Origin of the sequence: Spongiibacter sp. UBA1325 (genome assembly GCF_002306875.1) — a bacterium.
Taxonomy (GTDB): Bacteria; Pseudomonadota; Gammaproteobacteria; order Pseudomonadales; family Spongiibacteraceae; genus Spongiibacter; species Spongiibacter marinus.
On record NZ_DBTD01000009.1, the window covers coordinates 40,794 to 63,228 of the forward strand.

Consider the following 22,435-nt stretch of genomic DNA (forward strand, 5'->3'; position numbering starts at 1 on the left):
CCTACAACTGATGGCCCATCGGGCCTTGTCGGAATGGGGCAAACGGCTGCTCCAATAAGGACATGCTGTCTTGAATATTAAAAGCTACCGCGGTGATGTCAACTAAATCTGGTGCCCAATGCGCCCATAACCTCGGCGAGCAAGACGCGGCGGAGGTTTTCCGCTACCCTATCGCCCCTTTCTCAGACCGAAAGCCAAGGTATCTCAACACCATGCTCGACCAAAACGCCCTGCAACAGCTAAAGCAGCTGAAAACCGACATCATTGAAAGTAAGGATCAGGGCGAAGGTGAGGTACGCGGCAGCCAGCGCCGCTTCGGCTTTGTGCGCCTGGATGATGGCCGGGATGTGTTTCTCCCCCCCGACGAGATGCTGCGCGTATTTCCCGGTGACCGGGTAAAGGTCAATGTGTTGACCGATGACAAGGGCAAGTTTAAGGGCGAGCTGGAGAAACTGGTCAATAGCCCTCTGACAAGTTTTACAGGCCGATACATCGTTCGTGGGCAAGGGCACTTTGTGGAGCCCGACCTGCCCCGCTTTAATAAACTGCTCTTCATCCCGCCTTCTGAGCGCAAAAAAGCGCAACCCGGGGATTACCTGCACTGCAAAGTCCATCGCCACCCCTGGAAAGATGGCAAGTCTCAAGTAAAAGTACTGAGTAAAATCGGCAGCCCCGAAGACGCTGGCGTAGAGGGCAAGTATACCCTGTGTAAATTTGAGCTGCCTTTTGGGTGGCCCGCCGAGGAAGAGCTCATCGACAGCCGCGCAAACCAACGTGAGGACCTGCGCGACACACCCTTTGTAACGATTGATTCTGCCAGCACGCGAGATATCGACGATGCGATCTACGCGGAAGCCAGCGACACCGGCTGGACGCTGCAAGTCGCGGTAGCCGACCCCGGCGCTTACATTGAAGCAGGCAGCGAATTGGATCGCGCCGCCCAGCAGCGCGCAAGTACGGTCTATCTACCAGGGTGCACTCAGCCCATGCTGCCCGAGCGCATCAGCCAAGACCTCTGCTCACTGGCAGAAGATGTTGAGCGCGCGGCCCTGGTTTGCAGTATGCAAATTAGCCAAAGCGGCGAAATCAAAGATATTGCCTTCTCAGAAGCCCTGATTCGCTCCCGCGCAAAACTTAGCTATGACGACGTCGCCGCCCACTTGGCAGGAGGCCCTCAACTGCCTCACGCCAGTATTGAGGCGCTACATCAAGCCTGCGGGGCGTTGCGCAAGTGGCGTGAAGAAAATGCCCTGATCATGCCTGAGCAAGCAGATTTTCACTATGACTTGGACGAGCAGGGCCGCATCACCGCCATCGTCCGCCAGGATCGCAATGACGCCCACCGCTTGGTAGAAGAATGCATGCTCGCCGCCAACCGCAGCGCCGCATTATGGCTGCGCGAAAAGCGCGGCACCGACCGTGCTTTATACAATGGTCACGCCGGATTCAGAGAGGAACGCCTCGAGAGTATCGGCAAGCTGGTCGACCACGCCCTGCCAGAATATAGCGACGTGTCGGTTCAGGAACTCGACGGCTACCGGCGCGTATTGAGCGCCGCGTCTAAGGCAGATAGCCCACTGCCGCTGCGCAGCATTATGGCTCGCATGCTTCAGCCGGGGGAGCTTAGCGCCGAACCACGCCCACATTTTGGGCTGGGCTTCGATTGCTACAGCACCTTCACCTCGCCGCTGCGTAAATACAACGACTTGGTTGTGCAGCGCTGCATTCGCGCCTGTCTGGACAACACCAGCGGCGGCGACTTGAGCGACGACGCCATTGCTCAACTGCAAGAAAAGCTGCGCAATGTGCGCCAAGCCAGCCGGCAAATGGAACAATGGCTACAGTACCAGTATCTGGCCAAACAGCCCTCGGAGCAGACCTACGCGGGCCACATTGCCCACCTCAATGGCGGCGGCTTTACCGTCGAGCTCCACGATAGCGGTATCAGCGGATTCGTTGAGGCTCGATCGATTCCGGAAAAGCTCAGTTTCGACGCTGACACCCTGCGCCTTTATAACGATCAGCAAAACTATCAACTGGAGCAGGCAGTTACGGTGAAAGTGGCCGAGATCGACCCCTTCCAGCGCAAGTTACTGTTCACACTCGCCTGAACACGAGCGCGCGTGACGCCCCTTAAAACTCCGCGTGCCTCGGTACGCGGGGGAAGGGAATCGCATCGCGGATATTGTCCATGCCGGTGATGTAATTCAACAGCCGCTCAAAACCCAGGCCGAAGCCAGCGTGAGGCACGGTACCGTAGCGGCGCAGGTCACGATACCACTCCAGCCCTTCCAACTGTTGATCCTTCATGCGTTGGTCGAGAACATCCAGGCGCTCCTCACGCTGGCTGCCGCCGATAATTTCACCAATGCCCGGTGCCAGTACATCCATGGCAGCTACCGTTCTGCCATCGTCATTCAGGCGCATGTAAAACGCTTTAATATCTTTTGGGTAGTTACTGACGATTAGCGGCCCACCCACATGTTGCTCACAAAGATAGCGCTCGTGCTCGGATTGCAGGTCTCGCCCCCATTCCACCGGGTAGTCAAAAGAGGCCTTCGCTGATGTGAGTATTTTCACCGCCTCGGTGTAATCCATACGCGCGAATTCACGCTCAGACACCGCCTGCAAGCGCGACAGCACCGTGTCGTCGATATACTGATTAAAGAAGGCCAAGTCGTCTTCGCAGTGCTCCAGCACCTGCTTAATCAGGTAGCGCAAAAAATCTTCTGCCAAGGCGGCATCGTCGTCAAGGTTGGCAAAAGCCACCTCGGGCTCAACCATCCAAAACTCAGCCAGGTGCCGGCTGGTATTTGAGTTTTCCGCGCGAAAGGTCGGCCCAAAGGTATATACCTTGCTCATCGCCAGGCAGTACGCCTCGGCATTGAGCTGCCCCGATACGGTAAGAAATGCCTCCCGGCCAAAGAAGTCCTGACTGAAGTCGACGGCGCCGTGGGCATCGCGAGGCAGGTTTTGCAAATCAAGCGTGCTGACACGAAACATTTCTCCGGCGCCCTCACAGTCACTGGCCGTTATCAGCGGCGTATTAATCCACTGAAAGTCGCGCTCAAAGAAGTAGCTGTGCACCGCATTGGCCAGCACCGTGCGCACACGCGTGATCGCGCCAAAGGTATTGGTACGCGGGCGCAGGTGCGCCACCCCACGCAGGTATTCAAAACTGTGACGCTTTTTGGCGATAGGGTAAGTATCGGGGTCGTCGACCCAGCCGTAGACCTCGATCTCCTCCGCCTGAATTTCCACGCTCTGTCCTTTACCCTGAGAGGCGACTAGCGTACCGACAACGCGCAGCGAACAGCCGGCCGTTAAGCGCTGCACATCCGACTGGTAATTAGCCAACTCGCCCGGCGCCACCACCTGCAAGGCGTGCTGGGTCGTGCCGTCGTTCACCGCCAAGAAAGAGAAGCCACCCTTGGAGTCACGACGACTGCGCAACCACCCCTTTATCTCGACCGTTGCACCCAGCTCTACGCTACCACTAAGTAGCTTTTTAACCGACGTTCCCAGCATATCCCTCCCCTGAACGCGTCATAACCGCGCAATTTCTCAAGCAATAAAGCAAATAGTTGGCTATTGTGCATCAACCATCTTTTTCCTGTAAGACGTAACAGCTAAAGTTGCCCCCTTGGCAGGAAAGACCCTATGCAGATCGAAAATTTTGTCGCCCACCGTGGCTGGCGACGGCACTTCCCAGAAAACACCTTGCTGGCACTGCGCGAAGCGGCTCGCGTGGGCGCGGTTAAGCTCGAGCTAGATGTGCAGCTCAGTGCTGACGGGACACCGTTTATCTTCCACGACCCAGCGTTAACACGTTTGTGCCAACAACCCGGCATGATCTGGGACTATACGGCGGCCGAACTTGCAACGATGTCAGCCTACGAGCCCGAGCGCTTTGGAGACCAGTTCAGAGGCACGCCGCTCAGCCCCCTACAGGCGGTGACCGGTTTACTCGACGACTACCCGTCGGTAGATATTTATGTCGAGCTGAAAGGGGAAAGTCTCGCCCAGTTTGGCGCAAACGCCATGGTCAGCGCGGTCACGCAAGCCCTACAGGGCTACCAACACCGCTGCGTGCTCATCAGCTTTGAGCTCGACGCCCTGCTGGTTGCCAAGAACAACGGCTGGCAGCGGTGCGGCGCGGTTTTCGACTACTGGCCGGACTGGCAGCTGGCGTCGCTGGCTGAATTGACGCCTGAAATCGTGTTTATGGACCGCAACTGCGTCCCCGTAGAGACCGATCTGCGCACCCTGCCGCTACCGCTGCTGATCTATGAGGTAGGCAGCGCCCTGGAGGCCCGCGACTGGTTCGAACGCGGAGCCGCCGGAATAGAAAGTTTTAATATTGGCGAAGTATTACAGGAGCTCCACCTTGTCTAACGATATCCACACCGAAGTTGCCATCATTGGCGGCGGCGTTCAGGGCGCAGGCATTGCCCAAGCCGCAGCGGCAGCGGGCTACGACAGCTGTATTTTCGAGCGCGCAACCTGGGCGGCAGGCACCTCTCAGCGCTCAAGCAAATTAATTCATGGCGGTCTGCGCTATCTGGAAACGGCGCAATTCTCCCTGGTGTTCCACAGCCTGCGCGAGCGCGCTCAGCTGCTGCGCAACGCGCCAGAGCTTGTTCGCCCGGTACCCTTTTATATTCCCATTTATAAAAATACCTCGCGCCGCCCCTGGCAAATTCGCGCCGGCTTAACGCTCTACTACTTGTTGAGTGGCGGCGGCCCACTGGGGCATTTCCGCAAACTGAAGAAAGAAGAGTGGCACAATCTTGATGGTCTGGATACCAACGGCCTGCAGGCGGTATTCCAGTACTGGGACGGTCAAACCGACGACCGGCTGTTAACCGAGGCTGTTGTCGACTCCGCCGCGCAACTGGGCGCACAAACTTTCACGGGCTGGGAGCTGTTAGAAGCCAAAAAGAACGAAGATGGCTATTCGCTGACCTTCAACACGGCTGACGGCGAGCGCCGCTGCCATTGCAAAAGCCTGGTGAATGCCACCGGCCCGTGGGTAAACCAAACGTCGCAGCGCATCGAAAACGCAGCGATGACCGAGGAGATCGAACTTGTGCGCGGCAGCCATATTGTGGTCGATAAACGCCTCGGGCGCGGTGTCTACTACATGGAGGCTCCCAGCGACCGGCGCGCCGTTTTTGCCATGCCCTGGGGCGAGCATACACTGGTTGGCACCACCGAGATCATTCACCGCGATGGGCCAGATAATATCGCGCCAAGCAACGATGAAATCACCTACCTTCAAGATACGCTCAGCCACTTTTTCCCGGGTGAGAAACCCGCGCTTATCGACGCATGGGCAGGGCTGCGCGTTCTACCGCGCTCGGATGACAGCGCCAACAAACGCCTGCGCGACACATTCCTGATGTGTGACGACGAAAATAGCCCGAAAATTCTGTCGGTATACGGCGGCAAGCTCACCGCCTATCGTCACACGGCAGAGCGAGTGCTCGGGCTGCTGAGCAAACGCTTAGGCCCCCGGACACCGCGAGCAGATACCCGGCGCACGCCCCTCGCTCCCCGGCAGTAAATTGCTTGCATGGGAAGCGGCGACCCCGCCGTTTCCCATCTATTACAGCAATTTAACCCCCGCGACATGATGGCAGGGGCTTAAACAAATGATGAACTTTTGCTTAGAATTCATTTAACACACTGATTTTATTATAATTATCTAGCATTCATAAGCTTAATTTTCGCCACCTTAGGCCACACACACGACGTCGGCTCCCCTCCTCCCTGTAACCCCTGTTAAGCCGCTTTCTCCCTATACTGACCCTGTCATCAAGACATTCACAGGAGAAACAACATGGCTCATACATTGACTATCAACGAGATCAACAAAGCAGAAGTGGTAACGGATATCGCAGCCCGTCTTGCACTGGCCAGCATCATTGCCGCCGGCTTTATTGCCAGCATCGTTGCACTGTAAAAACCACAGCAGCAAAACCGAGAGGATCACACTATGAAAGCGATCACTGCAACTGAAATGAACAATGCAGAAATTTATGCTGACATCACTGCTCGCGTGAGCTTTATCAGCATTGTCGCAGCGGGGCTTATTGCCTGTTTAATCGCGCTGTAAACGCTAGCTACTGCAGGCATACCACCTCCAACGCCGGCAGCTGAGTACAAACCGTCGCCAGTCCATCATCATCGCGACGAAATGCCGCCCGCCACATCGGCGGGCAGTCAATTCCCCGCCACACTTTAACGCCCCTACCAGAACGTAGCACCCACGCATTCTCAGGTGCCGCAGTTCGAATTGCCAACTAGACCGCCCCTCTCTTGTGGCGGCACAACAAGTGAACATAACGCCCCAAGGCCCAAAACGGCTCCTGAGCACCATACTGCCAGTCGATTTCAAGCATGTCGTCAACGCTGCGCTCGCGGCGTAATTGTCTGGACATTAGGTCATGGCTAATGCGAACCCCTCGGCGCGATACCACCTCAAGGCCCACCGCGGAAAGCGCCGCCTCAACATCCTGCGGCCGGCGGGGCGATGGCGGCGTTAAACCTCCGGGGTGTCCGGCAAAATCCTCGTCACGCAGTTTGTATAAATTGCCCTTAATCATATTGCCCAATACCAATGCATTGAGGTTATAGAACATCAGCGACAGGTGGCCGCCCTCTTTTATCCCTGCAGCGAGGTGGCGTAGCACTTGCTCCATATCGGCCACCCACTCCAGCACGGCATGACAGATCACCAACTGAAACTGTCCCTGAGCGGCCATACCTTGGATAGGCGCATGGGACAACGACAACTGCCCTGAGCGGCAGTATGAAGATAGACGCTCCCCTGCCAGATCGAGCATCTCCTGTGAAATATCATTGAGCTCAAGCCGGTGCCCCTGCTCGAGAAAGACCTCGGCCATTTGCCCTAATCCACCGCCGGCGTCCCAAATGCTTACCGGCTCACCACCAAAAAGCGCTGGTAGCTTTTCCTCGAGCTCTCGGCGGCAAATTGCCAGGCGAAGTTGGCCTTTCGGATTGCCATAGATATTGCGCTGAAAGCGTTGGGCAATTCCGTCAAAGTTTCGGTCGGACATTGGGCTAGCGTCAATGCAGAAAATGAGGCGGGCAGTGTAGAAGGTGATCGCCGCGACGGCAATTAAGGAGTAAACGCCAGAAACCAAAAAGCCGGCGCAAGCGCCGGCTTTCTGAAAATTCGACTTCCACTGTCGCATCCAATCCGTTGAATGCCTTAGTCTTCCTGACGACTGCTATTAGAGCAGGCTCGCCGTTGGGCCAACAGGCGTTATCACCAGCCCGTGTTGTGAGATATATCTCACAAACACTAGGCGTCAATGTCGGGAATCATCTCGCTGTGCAGGCGTTCGATCGTGTCTTTAATACGTAGTTTTTCTTTTTTTAGGCGCTGCAATAGCAACTGATTTTGCCAAGGGTTCGACGCCAACAACGAAATTTCTTCGTCTAAGGCGCGATGCCGGCGCTTGAGCAGCAATAGACGCGCACCTGCAGAAAGGCAATTATCCATAGTACGGTCATTTTCCAAGGTTGGATCGAAGCCCTTATTGTTACCCCCCCGGCCATGCGAAAACAAGCGTCACTAGGGCAAGCCACTGATCTTTTTCGTCACTGGGCAATGATAACTTACGCCATTGTTGCCCCCCACGGCCTTGGCAATACTGTAGCGCGTATTCATCGAACGGCACGCCAGCGGGTGTTGCCCTGATTCAGAGGCTTAGGTAATGCAAACCGAACTATGTAAAAAACTGGGTATCGAGTACCCAATCTTCGCATTCACTCACTGCCGTGACGTCGTGGTGGCCGTAAGTAAAGCCGGCGGTATCGGTGTACTTGGCGCGGTTGGCTTTTCGCCCGAAGAACTAAAAGAAGAACTTGACTGGATCGACGCCCACATTGGTGACCTGCCCTACGGCGTGGACATCGTTATTCCGCAAAAATATGAAGGCATGGGCGATATGAGCCCCGAAGAGCTGGAAAAGCAGCTCTGGGATATGGTGCCCGAGGAACACGTGGAGTTCGCACAGAAGCTGTTGGCCGACCACGGCGTTCCCGAGTGGCCAGACGGTAGCAAGGGTATGGGCCTGCTTGGCTGGACAGAAGCCACAGCCACTCCGCTGCTCAAAGAAGCCCTCACACGCCCTAAGTGTAAACTGATCGCGAACGCCCTCGGCACACCACCGGCTGACAAGGTCAAAATGATTCAAGACAGCGGCCGCCTGGTTGGCGCACTGTGCGGCAAAGTTAAGCAGGTAAAAGCTCACCGCGAAGCGGGTCTGGACTTTATCGTTGCCCAAGGCGGCGAAGGTGGCGGCCACACTGGTGATGTTGGCTCTATCGTATTCTGGCCACAGGCCGTAAAAGCGGCGGGCGACATTCCCGTACTGGCTGCTGGCGGTATTGGTAGCGGCGAACAAATGCTGGCGGCGATGGCAATGGGCTGCGCTGGTGCATGGAGCGGCTCACTGTGGCTGACCGTTGAAGAGGCGCACGCCGAACCTGCACAAAAAGAGTCGTTGCTAAAAGCAACCAGTGAAGACACTGTGCGCTCACGCTCCTGGACCGGAAAGCCCTGCCGAATGCTCAAGAATGATTGGACCGATGCGTGGTCGACCCCCGGCAACCCTGAGCCGCTGGGCATGCCGTTGCAAGGCTTGGTTACCGGCGACGGCATTCGTCGCACCGCCAAATATGCCGCAGTGGGCGAATGTCAAAAAGTTGCCTTCAACCCGGTAGGACAGGTCGTCGGACAAATCAACGAGGTCGAGTCCACCCGCAATGTGGTGTTCCGCCTGATCAACGAGTACGTCGACGCGCTGGATCGAATCAATAGCTTGATGCCAGACGCGTAAAAGCCCCGAAACAACGGCGCCTTCAAGGCGCCGTTTTTACTCCCGGTTTACGCCCTGCTCTGCCAACACCCTTTCCACCGTGTCGACAATAACCTGGGTCTGACGATCCACCTCGATATTCACTTCGCTGCCCACCACCAGTGCACTTAAATTAGTACTGCGAAGCGTTTCCGGGATCAAACAGACGGAAAAAATACCGCGCTCTTTATCCATACTCGCCACGGTCAGGCTGCAACCGTGCAAGCCAATAAAGCCCTTGTGGAACACATATTTACACAAGGCCTCGGGCAACTGGAAAAACAAACTCACATTATTTTCAGAACGCTGCACCTCACAGACTTTGGCCCGCCCATCAATATGGCCGGAAATCAGATGACCGCCGATTTCCGCCCCCTGCTTAGCGGAACGCTCAACATTGACGCTGTCACCCATTTTTAGCTGCCCCAACGTGGTGAGCGACAGCGTTTCCTGCATCGCGTCAAAGTGCACTGTCGGACCATCGATGCGAGTGACCGTCATACATACGCCATCTAGCGCAATACTGGCACCAATGCTCAGTTCATCTTGCAGAGACTCGGGTAGATCCACGGCCAGGCGTCGCAAACCCGGCTCATCGATCAAACCACACAGGGGGAAGGCGCCCTGAACAATGCCTGTATACATCCATCAACTCCTGGCTAGTGATTGCAGCAATACTACGAATATCGCATTATGCGTGGCCAACAATTATCCGCAAAGTAATAACAACAAGAGGTGCCTATGGGACTCCGTATAATGAATATTGCCACACTGATATTTTGGCTGGCTTTCGTGATCAACTTTTTCCAACCCTTGGCTGGCGACAGCAGCCACTGGATCAACTGGGTCGGCTACGGCCTTTTAGCCGCCCACTTCTGTGAATGCCTCATCTTCCGCAAAGAGTTGCACCGCGATTACGCAAACAACCTGGCGCTGGGTTACATTACCGTGCTGCTACTCGGCCTAGGCCGAACGTCGGCGTGGCTGAATGAGCGTAAATCTACCGCAGTCTAAGTCATCAGCCATAGCCCACAACCCGCGGAACTGCTAGCATTATCCACTTCGAAAAATGTGCAATAGGGCGAGTCAATGAAGCGGGTTATCTTTAACCAAAAAGGTGGCGTGGGCAAAACAAGTATCAGCTGCAACCTGGCAGCTATCAGCGCCTGGAAAGGCTTTAAAACCCTGCTGATCGACTTGGACATCCAAGGCAACAGCAGCGAGTACCTCGTCGGTGAACAGTTTCGCGACCTCGACGACAATGCCGCCAGCTTTTTTAAGCAAAAGCTGGCTCTTTTTGGCAAGAGCAAAGACGCGGGAGACTGCGTATACGAAACCGAATTCGACAATCTCTACTTGATGCCGTCAAGCCCCGAGTTAGCCGTGATCGAGCGCGAACTCGAGAGCCGACACAAAATCTACAAACTCCGCGATGCCCTGCGCGAGCTGGAAAAAGAATATGAGCATATCTATATCGATACGCCACCCGCATTGAATTTTTACAGCCGCTCAGCCCTGATTGCCGCCGACAGCCTGGTCATCCCCTTTGACTGCGATAGCTTTTCGCAGGGCGCACTGATGGGCTTACTGGAAACCGTGGAGGAGATTCGCGAAGACCACAACCCCGGGTTGCATTTAGAAGGTATTGTGGTCAATCAGTTTCAGGCCCAGGCGAGCTTGCCCGCTCAGTTGGTAGACAGTCTGCGCGCTAACGAGCTGCCCGTTTTCGAACAATACCTGAGCAGCTCTGTAAAAATGAAGGAATCGCGCAACCGACAATTGCCGCTTGTGCACCTTGCCCCCTCCCACAAACTCACGCAGCAGTTGATTGCACTGCACGACAGCTTGAGCGACAGCGGCAGCAAGGCCGCACGCCGGGCATAGCACTGCAACTAAGGCGTTGCTCGGCCATTGATGCCGACAACGCCCTTCTTGACGACCGTCATATCCCCCAGGCCGAAGTTGCCCACATCTGCACTCAACTTGAGCTCGTAATCCAGGTCGGCACCAACGTTACTCAACAAATTACGCAGTAGGCCAATGCCACTGAGCAGGTTAATACCCACTGGCACCTCAATATTGCTCTGGCCATTCGCCGGCACCCGCACTTCTTCATTAAAGCTGCCCGATGCCAGCTTGCTGCCAGCCAGGTGCATTTCATAACGCAGCCGTCCCAAATTCAGCTCAAAGCCATTTGGGTTATCCAGCTGCAAGCCCACCAGCAATTGCTGCTGAAGGCCGTTGGACGCACCAACATTAATGCGGGTTATCGCCACTTCTGGCTTGGTAATAGGGCTAAAACTTGCACAGGCACTCAACAGCAGCGCAATGGCAGCAACAAAGAATTTATTCACGGAATTTGCCTTGAAAAGAGAAGGGACGCCGAGCGGCGCCCCAAGCAGAAGAGTAGTGACTTATTGCTGCATGGGCAGCAGTTCAATCTCTACACGGCGGTTTTGAGCACGCCCGGAGGCTGTGCTGTTGTCCGCAATTGGGTCGCGAGGACCATAACCTGTTGCGCGAATACGGCTCGACGCAACACCTTGGTTCATAAAGTAACGCGCGACGCTGCCTGCACGCTGCTCTGACAGTGTCTGGTTAGTCTGAAAACTACCGGTCGAATCTGTGTAACCGTTCACTTGCATCAGCGTTTTATCAAACTCTTTAGCGACTAGCGCGACGCTGTCCAATACGCTGGTGAAGCCACTCATGATGACGGAACTACCGGTATCAAAGGTGATATTGCCCGGCATAATCAATTTGATGGTATCGCCCACACGCTGCACGCCAACGCCAGTGCCTTCCAGGCGGGCACGAAGTTTGGCTTCCTGGCGGTCCATGTAATAACCGTAGCCACCACCCGCAGCAGCGCCGGCTGCAGCGCCGATCAATGCACCTTTTTTACGGTCTTTCTTACTGGATACTGCCGCCCCCAGTACCGCACCCCCTAGTGCACCCCAGCCGGCACCCTTAGCGGTATTACTGGCCTTTTCTTCCCCTGTGTACGGGTCGATGCTACACGCAGTGACAAATAGCGCGACGGTGATACATGCAACGAGGCGCATGGACTTCTGAATACGGATCATATTTCCCCCTAACACTTTGGTATGCCTGTTTTTGCTACAGACTCTGACTCGATAATGGCACAAGCTTTCCAATAAAAAAGGGCCACTATTCACATCCAGTATTATTACTGTGGCTTATGACAATTAAATAGTAGTCCTAGTTCAGCGGTGCGCGCCACTTTCCATCTCGATTGGCATCAAAGTAAATGGGGTTACTCAGTGCCAGCGGACGCAAACCGGGGTAAAGCTGGCGGTAACGGTCACCCGCAGGCCCGCTTACCTCAACCACTACCCAGGCATCCTCCTCGACCACCAGCTCGATGACTTTGTGGTCGTTAGCCCGGCATGGCAGCTGACGATATATGCGACCGTTTACCCAGATTGTCATCTGCTCCAGCTCGACCCAGGGCGCCGAGCGCAGCTGCACATGTAGCTCTGCCCTACGCCCCGCGAAGGTATCGCCAATACCCGCTTGTTGGCCATCCTCTCGCAGGGTGAGCGCCATGAACGGGCCGGTCGTCATAAAGCTGCGCCCCTCTGACAGCGCCTCCACCAGCGCTGCCTCGCTGATGGGCAAGCCGCCGGACTCCGGCAGATAAATATAATTTCTTGGGATCGCAGCGTGCTGACGACGACCATGGGAGTCGCTATTTCCCGTCGCACCGCGTCGGGCGCCCTGGTTCAGCAGCGAGAACCAGTCGTCACGCACTGCCTCATACACCGCAAACTCACTGCCGTTGAGCACTTCCAACAAGTCAAAATCAATATCGCGGGCACCGCTGGCCGGGTCCACTTTCAGCAGGCTGTTATTGTTCTCACTATTCAAGGGCAGCGCAGGGTCATACTCTTTCCCGACAGAAAGGTGCTCGAAAAACGCCAAGTCAGTGTCTAGCGGAGCGACAGCCCGTGGATGGTTTAGCTGAAACAGTGCGCCTGGGTCACGACGCTTAACATCGGCAATCAATTCGCGCAGCGCCCTACCTTCAATTTTAGGAATACCGCCAGCGTATTGCTCCGGCCGCGCCTGCAGGGGAAATGCATTACTGTGGCCGATTGTGAACGGCGCCTCGGCAGTGTGCGCCATACCCGTGAACTCACTGCCTACTACAAGCTGCAGCACCCCGTTCAAGCCCATCGCCGCCACCGCATTGCGACCATCGACAATGCGATTGTGCTCTGAAGCGACCAGAAGTTCGGCGCCCTGCGCGGCAAAGCTGCGCAGACGCTCTTGCAGGGGCAGCACGGAATCAAAGCTGGCGCCACTGTGAACGTGTAAGTCAGCGCTTCGCCAGTCTTCGCTATACCACGCTCGCTGGGGCGGCCGAATAGGCAATTCACTGCGCTGCCCGGCGACAACCGTCAGCAGGTATTCTTCGATGTCATATTCAATTCCGCGCCCCACGAGCACGCGGTAGTGCCCCTCGGGTAGAGAAATACGCTCGGGGTCAGAGGGAACGCCGGCAAGGTCAATGCGATTCCCCTGGTCTTCATTGCGCAGGGCAATGCCCCCTTCAGAAAACGCCAGTAAGTCGTCACCAAACTCGGGGTCGGCCGTGCCATCCACACCAAAAAAATACAAACTCATGGCAACATTGCGAGGCAAACTGAGTTCACCATTTTGGGTAAACACCCAACGTCCCGAGTCATTGCGGCTATCCACCACCGAAAGCTCTCTCGCTTTGCGCTGCCCCCAGGGGGTCACTGCGCTAACCCTGACGCGCTGGGCACGATCGGGCAGGCGCACGCGAAAACTGCCATCGGCATTAGGGCGCACCTGCGTTACGGCTCTTTCATGCCGGTCCCACACTGAAAAGGACACCGCTTGGTGGCTGCTATAGCCGCGCAGCTCGGGACCCCGATAGATCTGGTCGGTGACCGATGCCACGTCGCTGCGCTTGCCTACCACCACATTAAAGTTGGCGAGCAAGCGCTCTTTTTTGTCGATATCCATAAATCGGTTCTGCAACATCGACAACCAATTCAGACGCTCACTTTGCATCCACAACGGGCGCGTCATCCAGCCGTGCATGCTGTAATCGGGAAACACAGCCAGGAACGTCGGCAGCGAGCGTCGCGTGCCACTGGCAGTAATCAGCTCAGCAGACTCAAGCTGGACGCCATAGCTGACCCCGGCCTCATAGGCGTCACTGCCAACCAGAATATTCCAGTCTGCGGGCATGAGACCATTGATCAACGAAGCGGTGTCGTGGCGATCAATCTGCTTTTGTGCAAAGCCCAGTGTCGCCTCTGGCGCATAGCTCGAATAGCTAAAGGGCGACAGTGCCCGCTGCGAGTAGAGGGTAAACAAACCGCTCAAACGCAGTGCCGGCCCCTCGGCGTAGCGGCTTATCTCTACCTGCACGTTCAGCGTTTGACTGTCTTCCTCAAGACGGTAGCGAACAATCTGACGCAAGCCATCGCGCTGGCCTAGGGTAACGATTTCGGCACCGCCATCACGAATTTCGGCGTGAATGCGCTGCACGGGAATCGCGGTGTCTTTGCTCAAACCCGTCAGGAAATTGGCGTAGCTCCACTGGTCATCGTCCCGGTCACAGTAACCAAGATCGACCAAGCTGCCACCGCCGCTAACGATGCCCGCGTCGTGTTCTACATCACTTATCGCCGCGCAAATTACACCGTTACTCAGCCACCAATCACCCACGCCGGCAATTGCATCGGGCCCACCGCGGGGATAGCTATCCATCTTAGCCAGCTGCATTTGCTCGGCCCGCAACAGTGACGATACCGCCTCCGGCTCGGCATCCACATCAGGTAAAAATTCCAGCGGCGGACGAACTAACGATTGCGCCAACACCGCAGAGGTTAGCCCGCAGAAACATACGGCGAGCAAGGCTCGCGCGCGGAAAAAAAAGCGCGGGGGACGAGTCATTAAATATCCTTTTTCATGAAAGGCCCCAAAAATGAGTTATGGCAGCTGTACGCTGACATCTGTTTGCTCGGCCGGCAGTTGCTCACCAAGAAAACGCTTAGCAGCCACACGCTGCTGCTGGCCTAAAGCGAAATGTGATTCTAAGAATGCATAAATCGCCAGGGTATTTAGCCAGTGCTGACGAATCGGGTTCATCGCCGTCGGCAGCGGCATCTGCGTACACAGCTTGGGCTGCTCAGCAAAAATTAAGCCCTCTTCCAGGCTGCCTAATTCGTGACTCCAATCATCGTCTTCGGTCTTTTCTAAGCCTTGATTGACTTGTCGGCAGCCCAAGCTGTCCGGGTTGTCCATCCATCGCAGGGCACGAGCCAAGCTGGCAAAGCCAGTGTGCGAAGCGCCATCAATGGTAACCAGTGTCGCACCGGGCACCCTCTGAGGAATATCGGCGGCATTATCCTGATAGCTGATCATCGGGTCTATGGGCGAGGCTACCATCATAAAAGGCAGTGGTCGGCTCTGGAAAAAAGCAGGGCCAAACATGTAACTGGGGCCGGCAATCGATACCGCCGCACTGACACGGGGGTCGTAAAAACGCGGATGAAAGGCGACCATTGTCGATGTCATGCCGCCCAGCGACAATCCAATAGCGGCAATACGCGAGTCGTCAATATGCTGGTAGAACTGGTTGCCCTGCTCGGCATTCCAGCTTAGGAATTGGTCAATCAGGAAGCTGATATCTCCGGGCTGATTCACCACGTCTTTTACCAATGGGCCGCCAGGGGCATTAAAATTGGTAAGCGGGTAGTCCATTGCCGCTACAATATAACCGTGGCTGGCCAAATGCTCGGCCAAATAACGGCCGCCGGTTCGGTCCGACATAAAGCCGTGGCTATATATCACCAGCGGTGCGCGACCATGCAGCACCTCGGGCAGCCATATACGCGTTTTCAGCTCGCGCTCATCGCTACCGGAAAAATCGCCGTTCGCCTGCATAGGCCGCGTGTCGTCTACAAGCGTGACATCAAAAAATGTCACTTCTTGGGGGCCGGCTTGCAACCACTGCGCCGACGCCGAATCAGCCGCCAGAGGTTCAGGCTTTTTAGTAAAGACAAATACGGCGGCAGCCGCCCCGGCGAGCACCAAGAGTGCCAAAAGAATTTTCTTTAACATATGCGGCTATCTTACGAGAAACAGAAAGCCGTAACTTAACAAGAGCCGCGCCGCGACTCCACATTCGCCATCAATATCGGGATAAAAAAGCAGCCAGAGGCAACTTTTTTATCCCGCGACCACGCCTCTCCCAGCCTCAGTGCTCAACAAATGCCCGCTCAATCACGTAGTGCCCGTAGTCGCCCGCGCGCGTTTCGCGAAATCCCAGGCTGTCGAGCAACTGCGTACTCTCCTTTAGCATGGCCGGGCTGCCGCACAACATGAAGCGATCATGTTCGGGATTCAGGGCAGGCAAACCCACATCGGACATGAGTTTTCCGCAGCGTATTAAGTCTGTTAAGCGGCCATTGTTGCGATACGCCTCTCGGGTTACCGTTGGGTAATACAATAGCTTTTCGCGCACCAGGTCGCCGAAGTACTCATTGCCGGGCAGCTCTTCACAAATCAACTTTTGGTAAGCCAGCTCGCTCTGGTAACGAACGCCGTGGGTTAAAATCACCTTATCGTATTGCTCGTAGAGCTCCGGGTCTTTAATCAGACTCATGAAGGGCGCTAAACCGGTTCCCGTAGAGAGCAGGTATAAGTTGCGCCCGGGCAACAGATTGTCTGCTATCAATGTTCCGGTCGGTTTACGGCTCACCAGCACCTCGTCGCCCACGCGTATTTTTTGCAATTGCGACGTCAGCGGCCCATCGGGAACCTTAATACTGAAAAACTCCAGCTCGTCTTCGTAGTTAGCACTCACCAGGCTGTAGGCACGCATCAGCGGGCGTCCGGCCTGCGGTAAACCGATCATTGTGAAGTGACCGTTTTTATATCTGAATGAGGGGTCACGGCTGGTTTTAAAGCTGAACAGCGTATCATTCCAATGGTGCACGCTCGTTACTCGCTCAGAACTTATCGTCTTCATTGCTCACCTCGTTGATACTGTGCTACTTGGCTGCTGCCACTGAATTTGCAGTTACTGTACGTCGCGGCTAACATATCGGTAAAACAACTTATTTGAATTTAAATAATCGGATCAATTGATATGCATTACACACTTCGCCAGCTAGAAGTCTTTCTCGCGGCCGCCCATACCGAGAACATCACTCGCGCCGCCCAACAGCTATCAATGTCCCAGTCCGCCGCGTCCAGCGCACTAAAAGACCTGGAGAAACAGTTTTCTATTCAATTGTTTGACCGCGTCGGTAAACGACTGCAAATCAATGAGTTAGGCCGCGCCCTCAGGCCGCAAGCAGAATCTTTACTCGACCAGGCACAGGCCTTAGAACACGCCTTTAAACAACATGACTGCATTGGTGAAATTAAAATTGGCGCTACGCTGACCATTGGTAATTACCTTGCCGTGGACATCATGGCGGAGTTCATTCAACGCCACCCCAGCGCCAGCGTACAGCTGCATGTCGCCAACACGGAGGCCATCGGCCAACAGGTGCTCAGCTTTAATTTGGATATGGGGCTGATTGAAGGCGAGTTCCAACACCCCGACTTGGAAGTAACGCCCTGGCGAGAGGACGAGCTGCAAGTGTTCTGCAGCCCGCTGCACCCACTTGCCAAGAAAAGCTCACTGACGGACGACGACCTTGTAAAGGCTCAGTGGATACTGCGCGAGCCGGGTTCGGGTACACGCCAAGCGTTTGATCGCGCCATGCACGATCTACTGCCAAACATGACAATTGGCCTGGAGCTGCAACATACAGAAGCGATCAAACGCGCGGTCGAGAACGGCCTGGGCATCGGCTGCCTGTCACGCGTCTCACTGGAAGCGGCCATAGATAGCGGCCGCATCATCGCTCTCCCCACGCCGAGCCGAGACCTGCGACGCAACTTCTACTTCATTTTGCACCGCCAAAAATACCGCAGCGAGGGGATCATTCGCTGGCTCGAGCTATGCCAAAACAGTTAGGGCCTGTTAACAGGCCCTAGTGAGCCTCTGCATAACTATCCGCTTCCACCTGGCGAGCGTAGAGAGAGGGGCGCGGCAAGACTATTAGCGCCAGCACAGAGCAAAGCGCCATGGTTATTGTCATCGGCCACAGCTGGTCACTGACAAAACGCGTGGACAGGGCGCTGACAAGCGCGCCAATTAAATACTGGCCACTGCCCAGCAACGCCGAAGCAATGCCGCTGTGCTTGGGGAAAAAGTGCAAACAGCAGGCCTGGGTATTGCCCATAACCCCACCCAGAGCACCCACACTCACCACAATTAGCCCGACCACCAACCACAAAGGCGGGTTAAACGGTGTGACAAGCAGCAAACCGAGGCACGCCAGCCCCTGCAGCATCACCGCACCATAGAGTATTTTGGCCGCAGGCAAGGTATTGAGCAGATAGTTATTCACCCGGTTGGCGATCGCCAGGGTAACAATATTGGCCGCAAACAGAATCGAAAACACGGCCTCACTCTGTCCGTAGTGCTCCATATACACCACAGCGGAATTGACCAGGAAGGTCATCATCACCGCGAAAGTCAGGCCTTGTACCAACACGTAGCGCATGGCCACGCGGTGACGCAACACATGACGATAGCGCTGCAACAAACTCTGCGCGGGCCCCGGCAATGCTGAGGCGTCGGTAACGTGGAGGAAGCGCCACGTTGCCAGCAGCACCACGGAGGCGTAAGCCGCCAGGGCAACGAAAACGGCTCGCCAGCCGCTCATCGTATAAAGCAAGGTGCCCAGTGCCGGCGCGATGGCAGGCGCGAAGATCGTAATCAACGCGATCAGTGCGAACAGTTTGGCAGTCGCCTGCCCCTCCGTGTTATCGCGAATAATCGCCGGCACCACCACCGAAGCAAAGCCACCGCCGACAGCCTGCAATACCCGGGCAAACCAAAAGACCTCCAGGCTCTCAGCGAAGGCCAGAATTAAGCTGGCGACAAAAAAGATCGCCAAACCACCAAATAACACCGGCCGGCGGCCCCAGTAGTCACTGAGGGGCCCACCGCAAAACTGTCCAAAGCTCAGGCCCAAAATATACAGACTTACGGTGATCGCCAGCTGCTGCACCGGCACAGAAAAGTCCCGGGCGATAGCCGGAATTGTCGGCAAATACAGGTCGATAGCCAGAGGTGACAAGGCAAAAATCGACGCTAGCAGAAAGGTAATGGGCAGCGACACCGCTCGTGAGTTCATAACGGCTCCAGTTAGGCAAGCGAGCAGAGTAACTGGCAACTATCTTTCTAGCAAGATAAAATTCTGTTCCCACACGACGGAAACAGCGCGATGGACGACCGACGCATAGGCATTGCCGAGCTGCGTGAACAGCAACGCGAGAACTGGCCCCAAGCCTACAGAGATTGCCAACCTTCGATATTGAGACTGCTGCGAAGCGCCGATGACTATTTGCGTGCCGGCAGCGAGCAGCTAGCCAGCCACAACCTATTGCCAGCAGAGTTTGATGTGCTCGCGGCACTGCGCCGCCAACCGCCGCCGCACTGCGTTAGCCCGACAGCGCTGTGCAAGGCCTTGTTGATGAGCAGCGGCGGTTTAACCAAGCTGCTGAAACGGCTGGAAACGGCGGGCTTGATTGAGCGCCCTGCCAATCCCGATGATGGCCGCAGCCAATTAGTGAAACTCAGTCCTTCGGGAATACGCCGTGCTGAGCAGGCGATGACAACACTGTGTGAGCTGCAAAAACAGTGGCTCGCACCACTGACTGATGATCAGCGCCAACAGCTTAGCCAATTACTGGATCAGCTGCTGGCACGCTAAGAGTGCGCTTAGCCGCCTACCACTGCCAGCGCAAGCTCCAATAGAAATCGACTTCCTTGCTATCCAGGCGCGCCTCGTCGTCGACGTCATCGGCCAGGGGCACTGCCGCCACCCAGTGACTACTCAAACCGTAGGGCATCTCCAAGCTCACCCCAAGGCCTGCATCGGCCAGGTTTTGCCACTCGCCGAGTTCATCGTCGGTGTCAGTAAACCTGGCGGCACCATACTCAACAAACAGCGCAGGCGTTAACGTAAGATCGCGCCATGCGTACTCTCGCTGAATCGCCATACTGGCGTGCACACCGTCATCGCCAACAAGCGTGCCCGGCAACCAGGCTGACAAGCTGCTGCCGCCACCCAGCACCCACTGGCGCTGCTGAGGCAGTTGTGTATTGTCGGACCACTGCCCCTGCGCCGACAGCCGCAACTCCGTGCCGCCATTCAGTGCAAGCGTCATCGCCACCGCGGGCTTGGCAATTAGATACTCGGCGCTGCGTCGACCAATCGCAACCTTTGCTGTCGGCTCTTGGCCAAGGCTGCCATCGTCATCGCTCAGCCCCAGCTCCGTGGCAAACTCCATTCGCGCGAATACCGGGCGACCTAACCACTGCTCGCGCAGGGTGTAGCGCGCACCGAGCTCCAGCGACACGAAGCGCTCCTCCAAAAGCGCATCACCACCGGCTTGGGGCTCAATGCGTGAGTCCACATAGGAGAGGCGCTCAAAGACATTTAAACGGCGCAGGGGGTTACTAAACAGCAGTTGCTCACCACGCAGACTTGCCTGCTGAATCTCCGCATCCAGCGGCAGTGTCAGCACCTGCTGTTGTATAGGACAGCTGATCAATGGCGGTAGGCAAAACCCACCCCCGCTGCTCGTTACGACAACCTCGGGGGCGCGCTCATAACGAATATAGGATAGATCAATGCCGTAGAGCCCGTAGCGTAACGGCTGGTCGACGCTGACCTCGACTTGCTGGTAATCATCGCCATCACCGGTCTCACCCCAGTCGCGAACAACCGTTTGCGCATTGGCCTTCAGTTCTGTGCCAGTCGCAAAACGGTGGGCAAGGCCTACACGGGCAAAATATCGCCCCAAAAACCGGCTACCGCGGTTATTGAGCTCCACATCAACATCCGTGGCATCACTATCGGCAACCTCACGCTCTACGAAGTCCAGAATCACCTCGTTGTCGGCATGGGCCTCGTAGCTAATGCTGTACTCCAGCCCCGCTCGCTCCGCGTATATCGACGCGGGCACCCGAGCGCGGTCAAACTCGTGCAGTTGCAGGTTGTCATCACCGACCAGGCCGGAGAAAAAGTGGGTGAGCAAGGGCGCACCTCGAAGGCCCTTCACACGATTTTGGGAGACCATTACCGTCACGGTGTCGCCAAGCCGGAAATAACTCAGCCCCACTAACAGGTGCCCCATATTGTAGTAGCGGCGACTCAATGCGGTGATCGCGGCAGAGGGGCTATCCGCGCCGTCCAGGATCGCCTGCAGCTGCGCCTCTGAAAGGTAAGGCGCTTCCTGAACACGCAGCAACACACCGTTAATCTCCCGCTGCACGTAGCTACCCTGGTATTGTTTCGCAAACTCGACTTGTTGTTGTGTCGCCAGCTGCGGCGGCATCACGGGTGGCAAATCAATTGCCATGTTCTTTCTCCTTAGACTGGAATTATCGGCGTCACTAACTATTCAGCTTGCAGGCGAAGCTCAACACGACGGTTGCGCGCCGGCTCGGCGGAACTTACCGGCTGCGCTTCGCCATACCCTCTTGCTCGCAAACGCTCGCCGCTAACCCCTTTGCTTATTAAGTAGTCGCGAACGGCTCCCGCACGGCGCTCAGACAGGCGAAGATTATAGGCCTCGCTGCCCGAGCTATCGGTATGACCGGCAATTTCAATGCGCCCCGAAGGCGCTTCACGCAGGACGTCCACCACCAAATTCAACACGGCTTTCGCGGACGGACTCAACTGCCAGCGGCCACTGGCAAAATGCACCCCATCCAGACGCAACGGGCTTGCCGATTCCAAATGACAGCCATTAGCCATTACCCGGCGTGACGGCGGTGTGCTTCGGCATTGGTCGTCGCGGTCACAAACGCCATCACCATCGCCGTCGCGGCAATCGAGAGGGCCGGTCTGGGCATAGGCAACTTCGTAGCGTGGGTCACGGTACTCCACCTCACCCAGCGCTGGCTGATCACCACCCTCGGCAAGGGGCCCTGCCACCAGCGCCTGGCTCGCCGGCGCATCCATCGCCGCCAGCTGTGAGCGCTCCCGCTCAGACATTCCCAACCCAACAGGGGCTAGCGGTGCCATAGAAACTGAGTCTCCCGACAAGGAGGCGTCGAGCGCCAACACGGTTTCGTCCAGAGCCAGCCCTGTTGTATCGCTCACCGCCGTTAGCACCGGCAGTAAACCTAATGCTCGGCTCAAGTCGGCCAGTAAACCAGCGTGAACAGGTACGCTGCTGCCCAACAAAACCAGGCCGAGAGCCAGCAAACGTTGGCGACAAAAAGGGCTGAACATGAGGCACTCTCTGTTGTTTTCAATAACGCGAATAGGAACGACGGTGCGTGACCCCAGCCCAATCGGGCTGAGGACAGCGACATTATGCGGCAACAATGCGCAAAAGGCAGCTTCGGTCTGGGGGTTGGGGGCATTTCCGCCGGGCTTTGAGGCTCCCAACCCTGTGCGCAG

Annotated in this window: 21 protein-coding genes; 9 read left to right on the top strand and 12 right to left on the bottom strand. The window is 56.2% G+C overall.

The genetic code is table 11. From position 1 onward, the window contains the following. Positions 1 to 95 precede the first annotated feature (95 nt). Positions 96 to 2,111 carry a VacB/RNase II family 3'-5' exoribonuclease gene (locus tag B3K78_RS08690; RefSeq protein WP_286695144.1) on the top strand — a complete coding sequence of 672 codons (2,016 nt, stop codon included), beginning with the start codon at positions 96 to 98 and terminating at the stop codon, positions 2,109 to 2,111. 22 nt (positions 2,112 to 2,133) lie between these two features. Here the strand turns inward: B3K78_RS08690 and asnS are convergent, their stop codons facing one another. Further along, positions 2,134 to 3,528, bottom strand: coding sequence for an asparagine--tRNA ligase (gene asnS, locus B3K78_RS08695; protein WP_286695145.1), 1,395 nt, complete (start codon positions 3,526 to 3,528; stop codon positions 2,134 to 2,136). 132 nt (positions 3,529 to 3,660) lie between these two features. On the opposite strand from asnS, the gene B3K78_RS08700 reads away from it, so the two are divergent. From B3K78_RS08700 to B3K78_RS08710, 3 genes are all read left to right on the top strand, one after another. Beyond that, the gene (locus B3K78_RS08700; protein ID WP_286695146.1) at positions 3,661 to 4,395 is read left to right on the top strand and encodes a glycerophosphodiester phosphodiesterase family protein; all 735 of its coding nucleotides are present in this window, start codon (positions 3,661 to 3,663) and stop codon (positions 4,393 to 4,395) included. Beyond that, the gene (locus B3K78_RS08705; protein ID WP_286695147.1) at positions 4,388 to 5,566 is read left to right on the top strand and encodes a glycerol-3-phosphate dehydrogenase/oxidase; all 1,179 of its coding nucleotides are present in this window, start codon (positions 4,388 to 4,390) and stop codon (positions 5,564 to 5,566) included. The genes B3K78_RS08700 and B3K78_RS08705 overlap by 8 nt, the downstream gene beginning before the upstream one ends. A 276-nt stretch (positions 5,567 to 5,842) precedes the next feature. Beyond that, positions 5,843 to 5,965 carry a hypothetical protein gene (locus tag B3K78_RS08710; RefSeq protein ID WP_267878898.1) on the top strand — a complete coding sequence of 41 codons (123 nt, stop codon included), beginning with the start codon at positions 5,843 to 5,845 and terminating at the stop codon, positions 5,963 to 5,965. 340 nt (positions 5,966 to 6,305) lie between these two features. Here B3K78_RS08710 and B3K78_RS08715 read toward each other — a convergent pair whose 3' ends face one another. Then, positions 6,306 to 7,082 (bottom strand): methyltransferase domain-containing protein, encoded by a 777-nt coding sequence (locus B3K78_RS08715; RefSeq protein WP_286695148.1) that lies wholly within the window; start codon positions 7,080 to 7,082, stop codon positions 6,306 to 6,308. A 248-nt stretch (positions 7,083 to 7,330) separates the two neighbouring features. Then, positions 7,331 to 7,531 carry a YdcH family protein gene (locus tag B3K78_RS08720; protein WP_027873205.1) on the bottom strand — a complete coding sequence of 67 codons (201 nt, stop codon included), beginning with the start codon at positions 7,529 to 7,531 and terminating at the stop codon, positions 7,331 to 7,333. A 214-nt stretch (positions 7,532 to 7,745) separates the two neighbouring features. Between B3K78_RS08720 and B3K78_RS08725 the strand changes: the two genes are divergently transcribed. After that, complete coding sequence (locus tag B3K78_RS08725) at positions 7,746 to 8,873, top strand: nitronate monooxygenase (RefSeq protein ID WP_204994735.1); 1,128 nt, start codon at positions 7,746 to 7,748, stop codon at positions 8,871 to 8,873. Positions 8,874 to 8,909: 36 nt separating this feature from the next. Here the strand turns inward: B3K78_RS08725 and B3K78_RS08730 are convergent, their stop codons facing one another. Then, on the bottom strand, positions 8,910 to 9,536 hold the full coding sequence (locus tag B3K78_RS08730; protein WP_286695149.1) for a riboflavin synthase subunit alpha: 627 nt from the start codon (positions 9,534 to 9,536) through the stop codon (positions 8,910 to 8,912). Between the two features lie 96 nt (positions 9,537 to 9,632). Here B3K78_RS08730 and B3K78_RS08735 point away from each other — a divergent pair, with 96 nt between their 5' ends. Then, complete coding sequence (locus tag B3K78_RS08735) at positions 9,633 to 9,905, top strand: DUF1145 domain-containing protein (protein ID WP_286695150.1); 273 nt, start codon at positions 9,633 to 9,635, stop codon at positions 9,903 to 9,905. A gap of 75 nt (positions 9,906 to 9,980) precedes the next feature. After that, on the top strand, positions 9,981 to 10,775 hold the full coding sequence (locus B3K78_RS08740; protein ID WP_027873209.1) for a ParA family protein: 795 nt from the start codon (positions 9,981 to 9,983) through the stop codon (positions 10,773 to 10,775). A gap of 8 nt (positions 10,776 to 10,783) precedes the next feature. Here the strand turns inward: B3K78_RS08740 and B3K78_RS08745 are convergent, their stop codons facing one another. The 5 genes from B3K78_RS08745 to B3K78_RS08765 form a co-directional block, all read right to left on the bottom strand. Further along, positions 10,784 to 11,245, bottom strand: a complete 462-nt coding sequence (locus B3K78_RS08745) for an LEA/WHy family protein (protein WP_027873210.1) — start codon at positions 11,243 to 11,245, stop codon at positions 10,784 to 10,786. Between the two features lie 60 nt (positions 11,246 to 11,305). Further along, entirely contained in the window at positions 11,306 to 11,956 is a 651-nt protein-coding gene (locus tag B3K78_RS08750; protein ID WP_204995019.1) for a YiaD family glycine zipper/OmpA-like lipoprotein, read from the bottom strand. A gap of 157 nt (positions 11,957 to 12,113) precedes the next feature. Continuing rightward, the gene (locus B3K78_RS08755; protein ID WP_286695151.1) at positions 12,114 to 14,846 is read right to left on the bottom strand and encodes a CehA/McbA family metallohydrolase; all 2,733 of its coding nucleotides are present in this window, start codon (positions 14,844 to 14,846) and stop codon (positions 12,114 to 12,116) included. A gap of 36 nt (positions 14,847 to 14,882) precedes the next feature. Then, positions 14,883 to 16,016, bottom strand: coding sequence for an alpha/beta hydrolase family protein (locus B3K78_RS08760; RefSeq protein WP_286695152.1), 1,134 nt, complete (start codon positions 16,014 to 16,016; stop codon positions 14,883 to 14,885). Positions 16,017 to 16,152: 136 nt separating this feature from the next. Continuing rightward, the gene (locus B3K78_RS08765; RefSeq protein ID WP_286695153.1) at positions 16,153 to 16,926 is read right to left on the bottom strand and encodes a ferredoxin--NADP reductase; all 774 of its coding nucleotides are present in this window, start codon (positions 16,924 to 16,926) and stop codon (positions 16,153 to 16,155) included. 120 nt (positions 16,927 to 17,046) lie between these two features. Here B3K78_RS08765 and B3K78_RS08770 point away from each other — a divergent pair, with 120 nt between their 5' ends. Beyond that, positions 17,047 to 17,925, top strand: coding sequence for a LysR family transcriptional regulator (locus tag B3K78_RS08770; protein ID WP_204994741.1), 879 nt, complete (start codon positions 17,047 to 17,049; stop codon positions 17,923 to 17,925). Positions 17,926 to 17,941: 16 nt separating this feature from the next. Here the strand turns inward: B3K78_RS08770 and B3K78_RS08775 are convergent, their stop codons facing one another. Then, positions 17,942 to 19,153 carry a multidrug effflux MFS transporter gene (locus B3K78_RS08775; RefSeq protein ID WP_286695154.1) on the bottom strand — a complete coding sequence of 404 codons (1,212 nt, stop codon included), beginning with the start codon at positions 19,151 to 19,153 and terminating at the stop codon, positions 17,942 to 17,944. Positions 19,154 to 19,243: 90 nt separating this feature from the next. On the opposite strand from B3K78_RS08775, the gene B3K78_RS08780 reads away from it, so the two are divergent. Continuing rightward, positions 19,244 to 19,732: a MarR family winged helix-turn-helix transcriptional regulator gene (locus tag B3K78_RS08780; RefSeq protein WP_204994743.1), complete on the top strand. Its 489-nt coding sequence runs from the start codon at positions 19,244 to 19,246 to the stop codon at positions 19,730 to 19,732. 16 nt (positions 19,733 to 19,748) lie between these two features. Here the strand turns inward: B3K78_RS08780 and B3K78_RS08785 are convergent, their stop codons facing one another. Together B3K78_RS08785 and B3K78_RS08790 are read right to left on the bottom strand one after the other, a co-directional pair. Continuing rightward, positions 19,749 to 21,386, bottom strand: coding sequence for a ShlB/FhaC/HecB family protein (locus tag B3K78_RS08785; protein ID WP_286695155.1), 1,638 nt, complete (start codon positions 21,384 to 21,386; stop codon positions 19,749 to 19,751). A 38-nt stretch (positions 21,387 to 21,424) separates the two neighbouring features. Continuing rightward, entirely contained in the window at positions 21,425 to 22,264 is an 840-nt protein-coding gene (locus B3K78_RS08790; RefSeq protein ID WP_286695156.1) for an OmpA family protein, read from the bottom strand. Between the last annotated feature and the right edge of the window lie 171 nt (positions 22,265 to 22,435).

Excerpts from the sequence above, each read along its gene's own strand:
- B3K78_RS08700 (WP_286695146.1), top strand. The coding sequence starts at position 3,661 with ATGCAGATCGAAAATTTTGTCGCCCACCGTGGCTGGCGACGGCACTTC.
- B3K78_RS08720 (WP_027873205.1), bottom strand. The coding sequence starts at position 7,531 with ATGGATAATTGCCTTTCTGCAGGTGCGCGTCTATTGCTGCTCAAGCGC.
- B3K78_RS08760 (WP_286695152.1), bottom strand. The coding sequence starts at position 16,016 with ATGTTAAAGAAAATTCTTTTGGCACTCTTGGTGCTCGCCGGGGCGGCT.
- B3K78_RS08785 (WP_286695155.1), bottom strand. The coding sequence starts at position 21,386 with ATGGCAATTGATTTGCCACCCGTGATGCCGCCGCAGCTGGCGACACAA.
- B3K78_RS08710 (WP_267878898.1), top strand. The coding sequence starts at position 5,843 with ATGGCTCATACATTGACTATCAACGAGATCAACAAAGCAGAAGTGGTA.
- B3K78_RS08715 (WP_286695148.1), bottom strand. The coding sequence starts at position 7,082 with ATGTCCGACCGAAACTTTGACGGAATTGCCCAACGCTTTCAGCGCAAT.
- B3K78_RS08780 (WP_204994743.1), top strand. The coding sequence starts at position 19,244 with ATGGACGACCGACGCATAGGCATTGCCGAGCTGCGTGAACAGCAACGC.
- B3K78_RS08690 (WP_286695144.1), top strand. The coding sequence starts at position 96 with ATGTCAACTAAATCTGGTGCCCAATGCGCCCATAACCTCGGCGAGCAA.
- B3K78_RS08770 (WP_204994741.1), top strand. The coding sequence starts at position 17,047 with ATGCATTACACACTTCGCCAGCTAGAAGTCTTTCTCGCGGCCGCCCAT.
- B3K78_RS08725 (WP_204994735.1), top strand. The coding sequence starts at position 7,746 with ATGCAAACCGAACTATGTAAAAAACTGGGTATCGAGTACCCAATCTTC.
- B3K78_RS08790 (WP_286695156.1), bottom strand. The coding sequence starts at position 22,264 with ATGTTCAGCCCTTTTTGTCGCCAACGTTTGCTGGCTCTCGGCCTGGTT.
- B3K78_RS08755 (WP_286695151.1), bottom strand. The coding sequence starts at position 14,846 with ATGACTCGTCCCCCGCGCTTTTTTTTCCGCGCGCGAGCCTTGCTCGCC.
- B3K78_RS08750 (WP_204995019.1), bottom strand. The coding sequence starts at position 11,956 with ATGCGCCTCGTTGCATGTATCACCGTCGCGCTATTTGTCACTGCGTGT.
- B3K78_RS08740 (WP_027873209.1), top strand. The coding sequence starts at position 9,981 with ATGAAGCGGGTTATCTTTAACCAAAAAGGTGGCGTGGGCAAAACAAGT.
- B3K78_RS08735 (WP_286695150.1), top strand. The coding sequence starts at position 9,633 with ATGGGACTCCGTATAATGAATATTGCCACACTGATATTTTGGCTGGCT.
- asnS (WP_286695145.1), bottom strand. The coding sequence starts at position 3,528 with ATGCTGGGAACGTCGGTTAAAAAGCTACTTAGTGGTAGCGTAGAGCTG.
- B3K78_RS08730 (WP_286695149.1), bottom strand. The coding sequence starts at position 9,536 with ATGTATACAGGCATTGTTCAGGGCGCCTTCCCCCTGTGTGGTTTGATC.
- B3K78_RS08775 (WP_286695154.1), bottom strand. The coding sequence starts at position 19,153 with ATGAACTCACGAGCGGTGTCGCTGCCCATTACCTTTCTGCTAGCGTCG.
- B3K78_RS08765 (WP_286695153.1), bottom strand. The coding sequence starts at position 16,926 with ATGAAGACGATAAGTTCTGAGCGAGTAACGAGCGTGCACCATTGGAAT.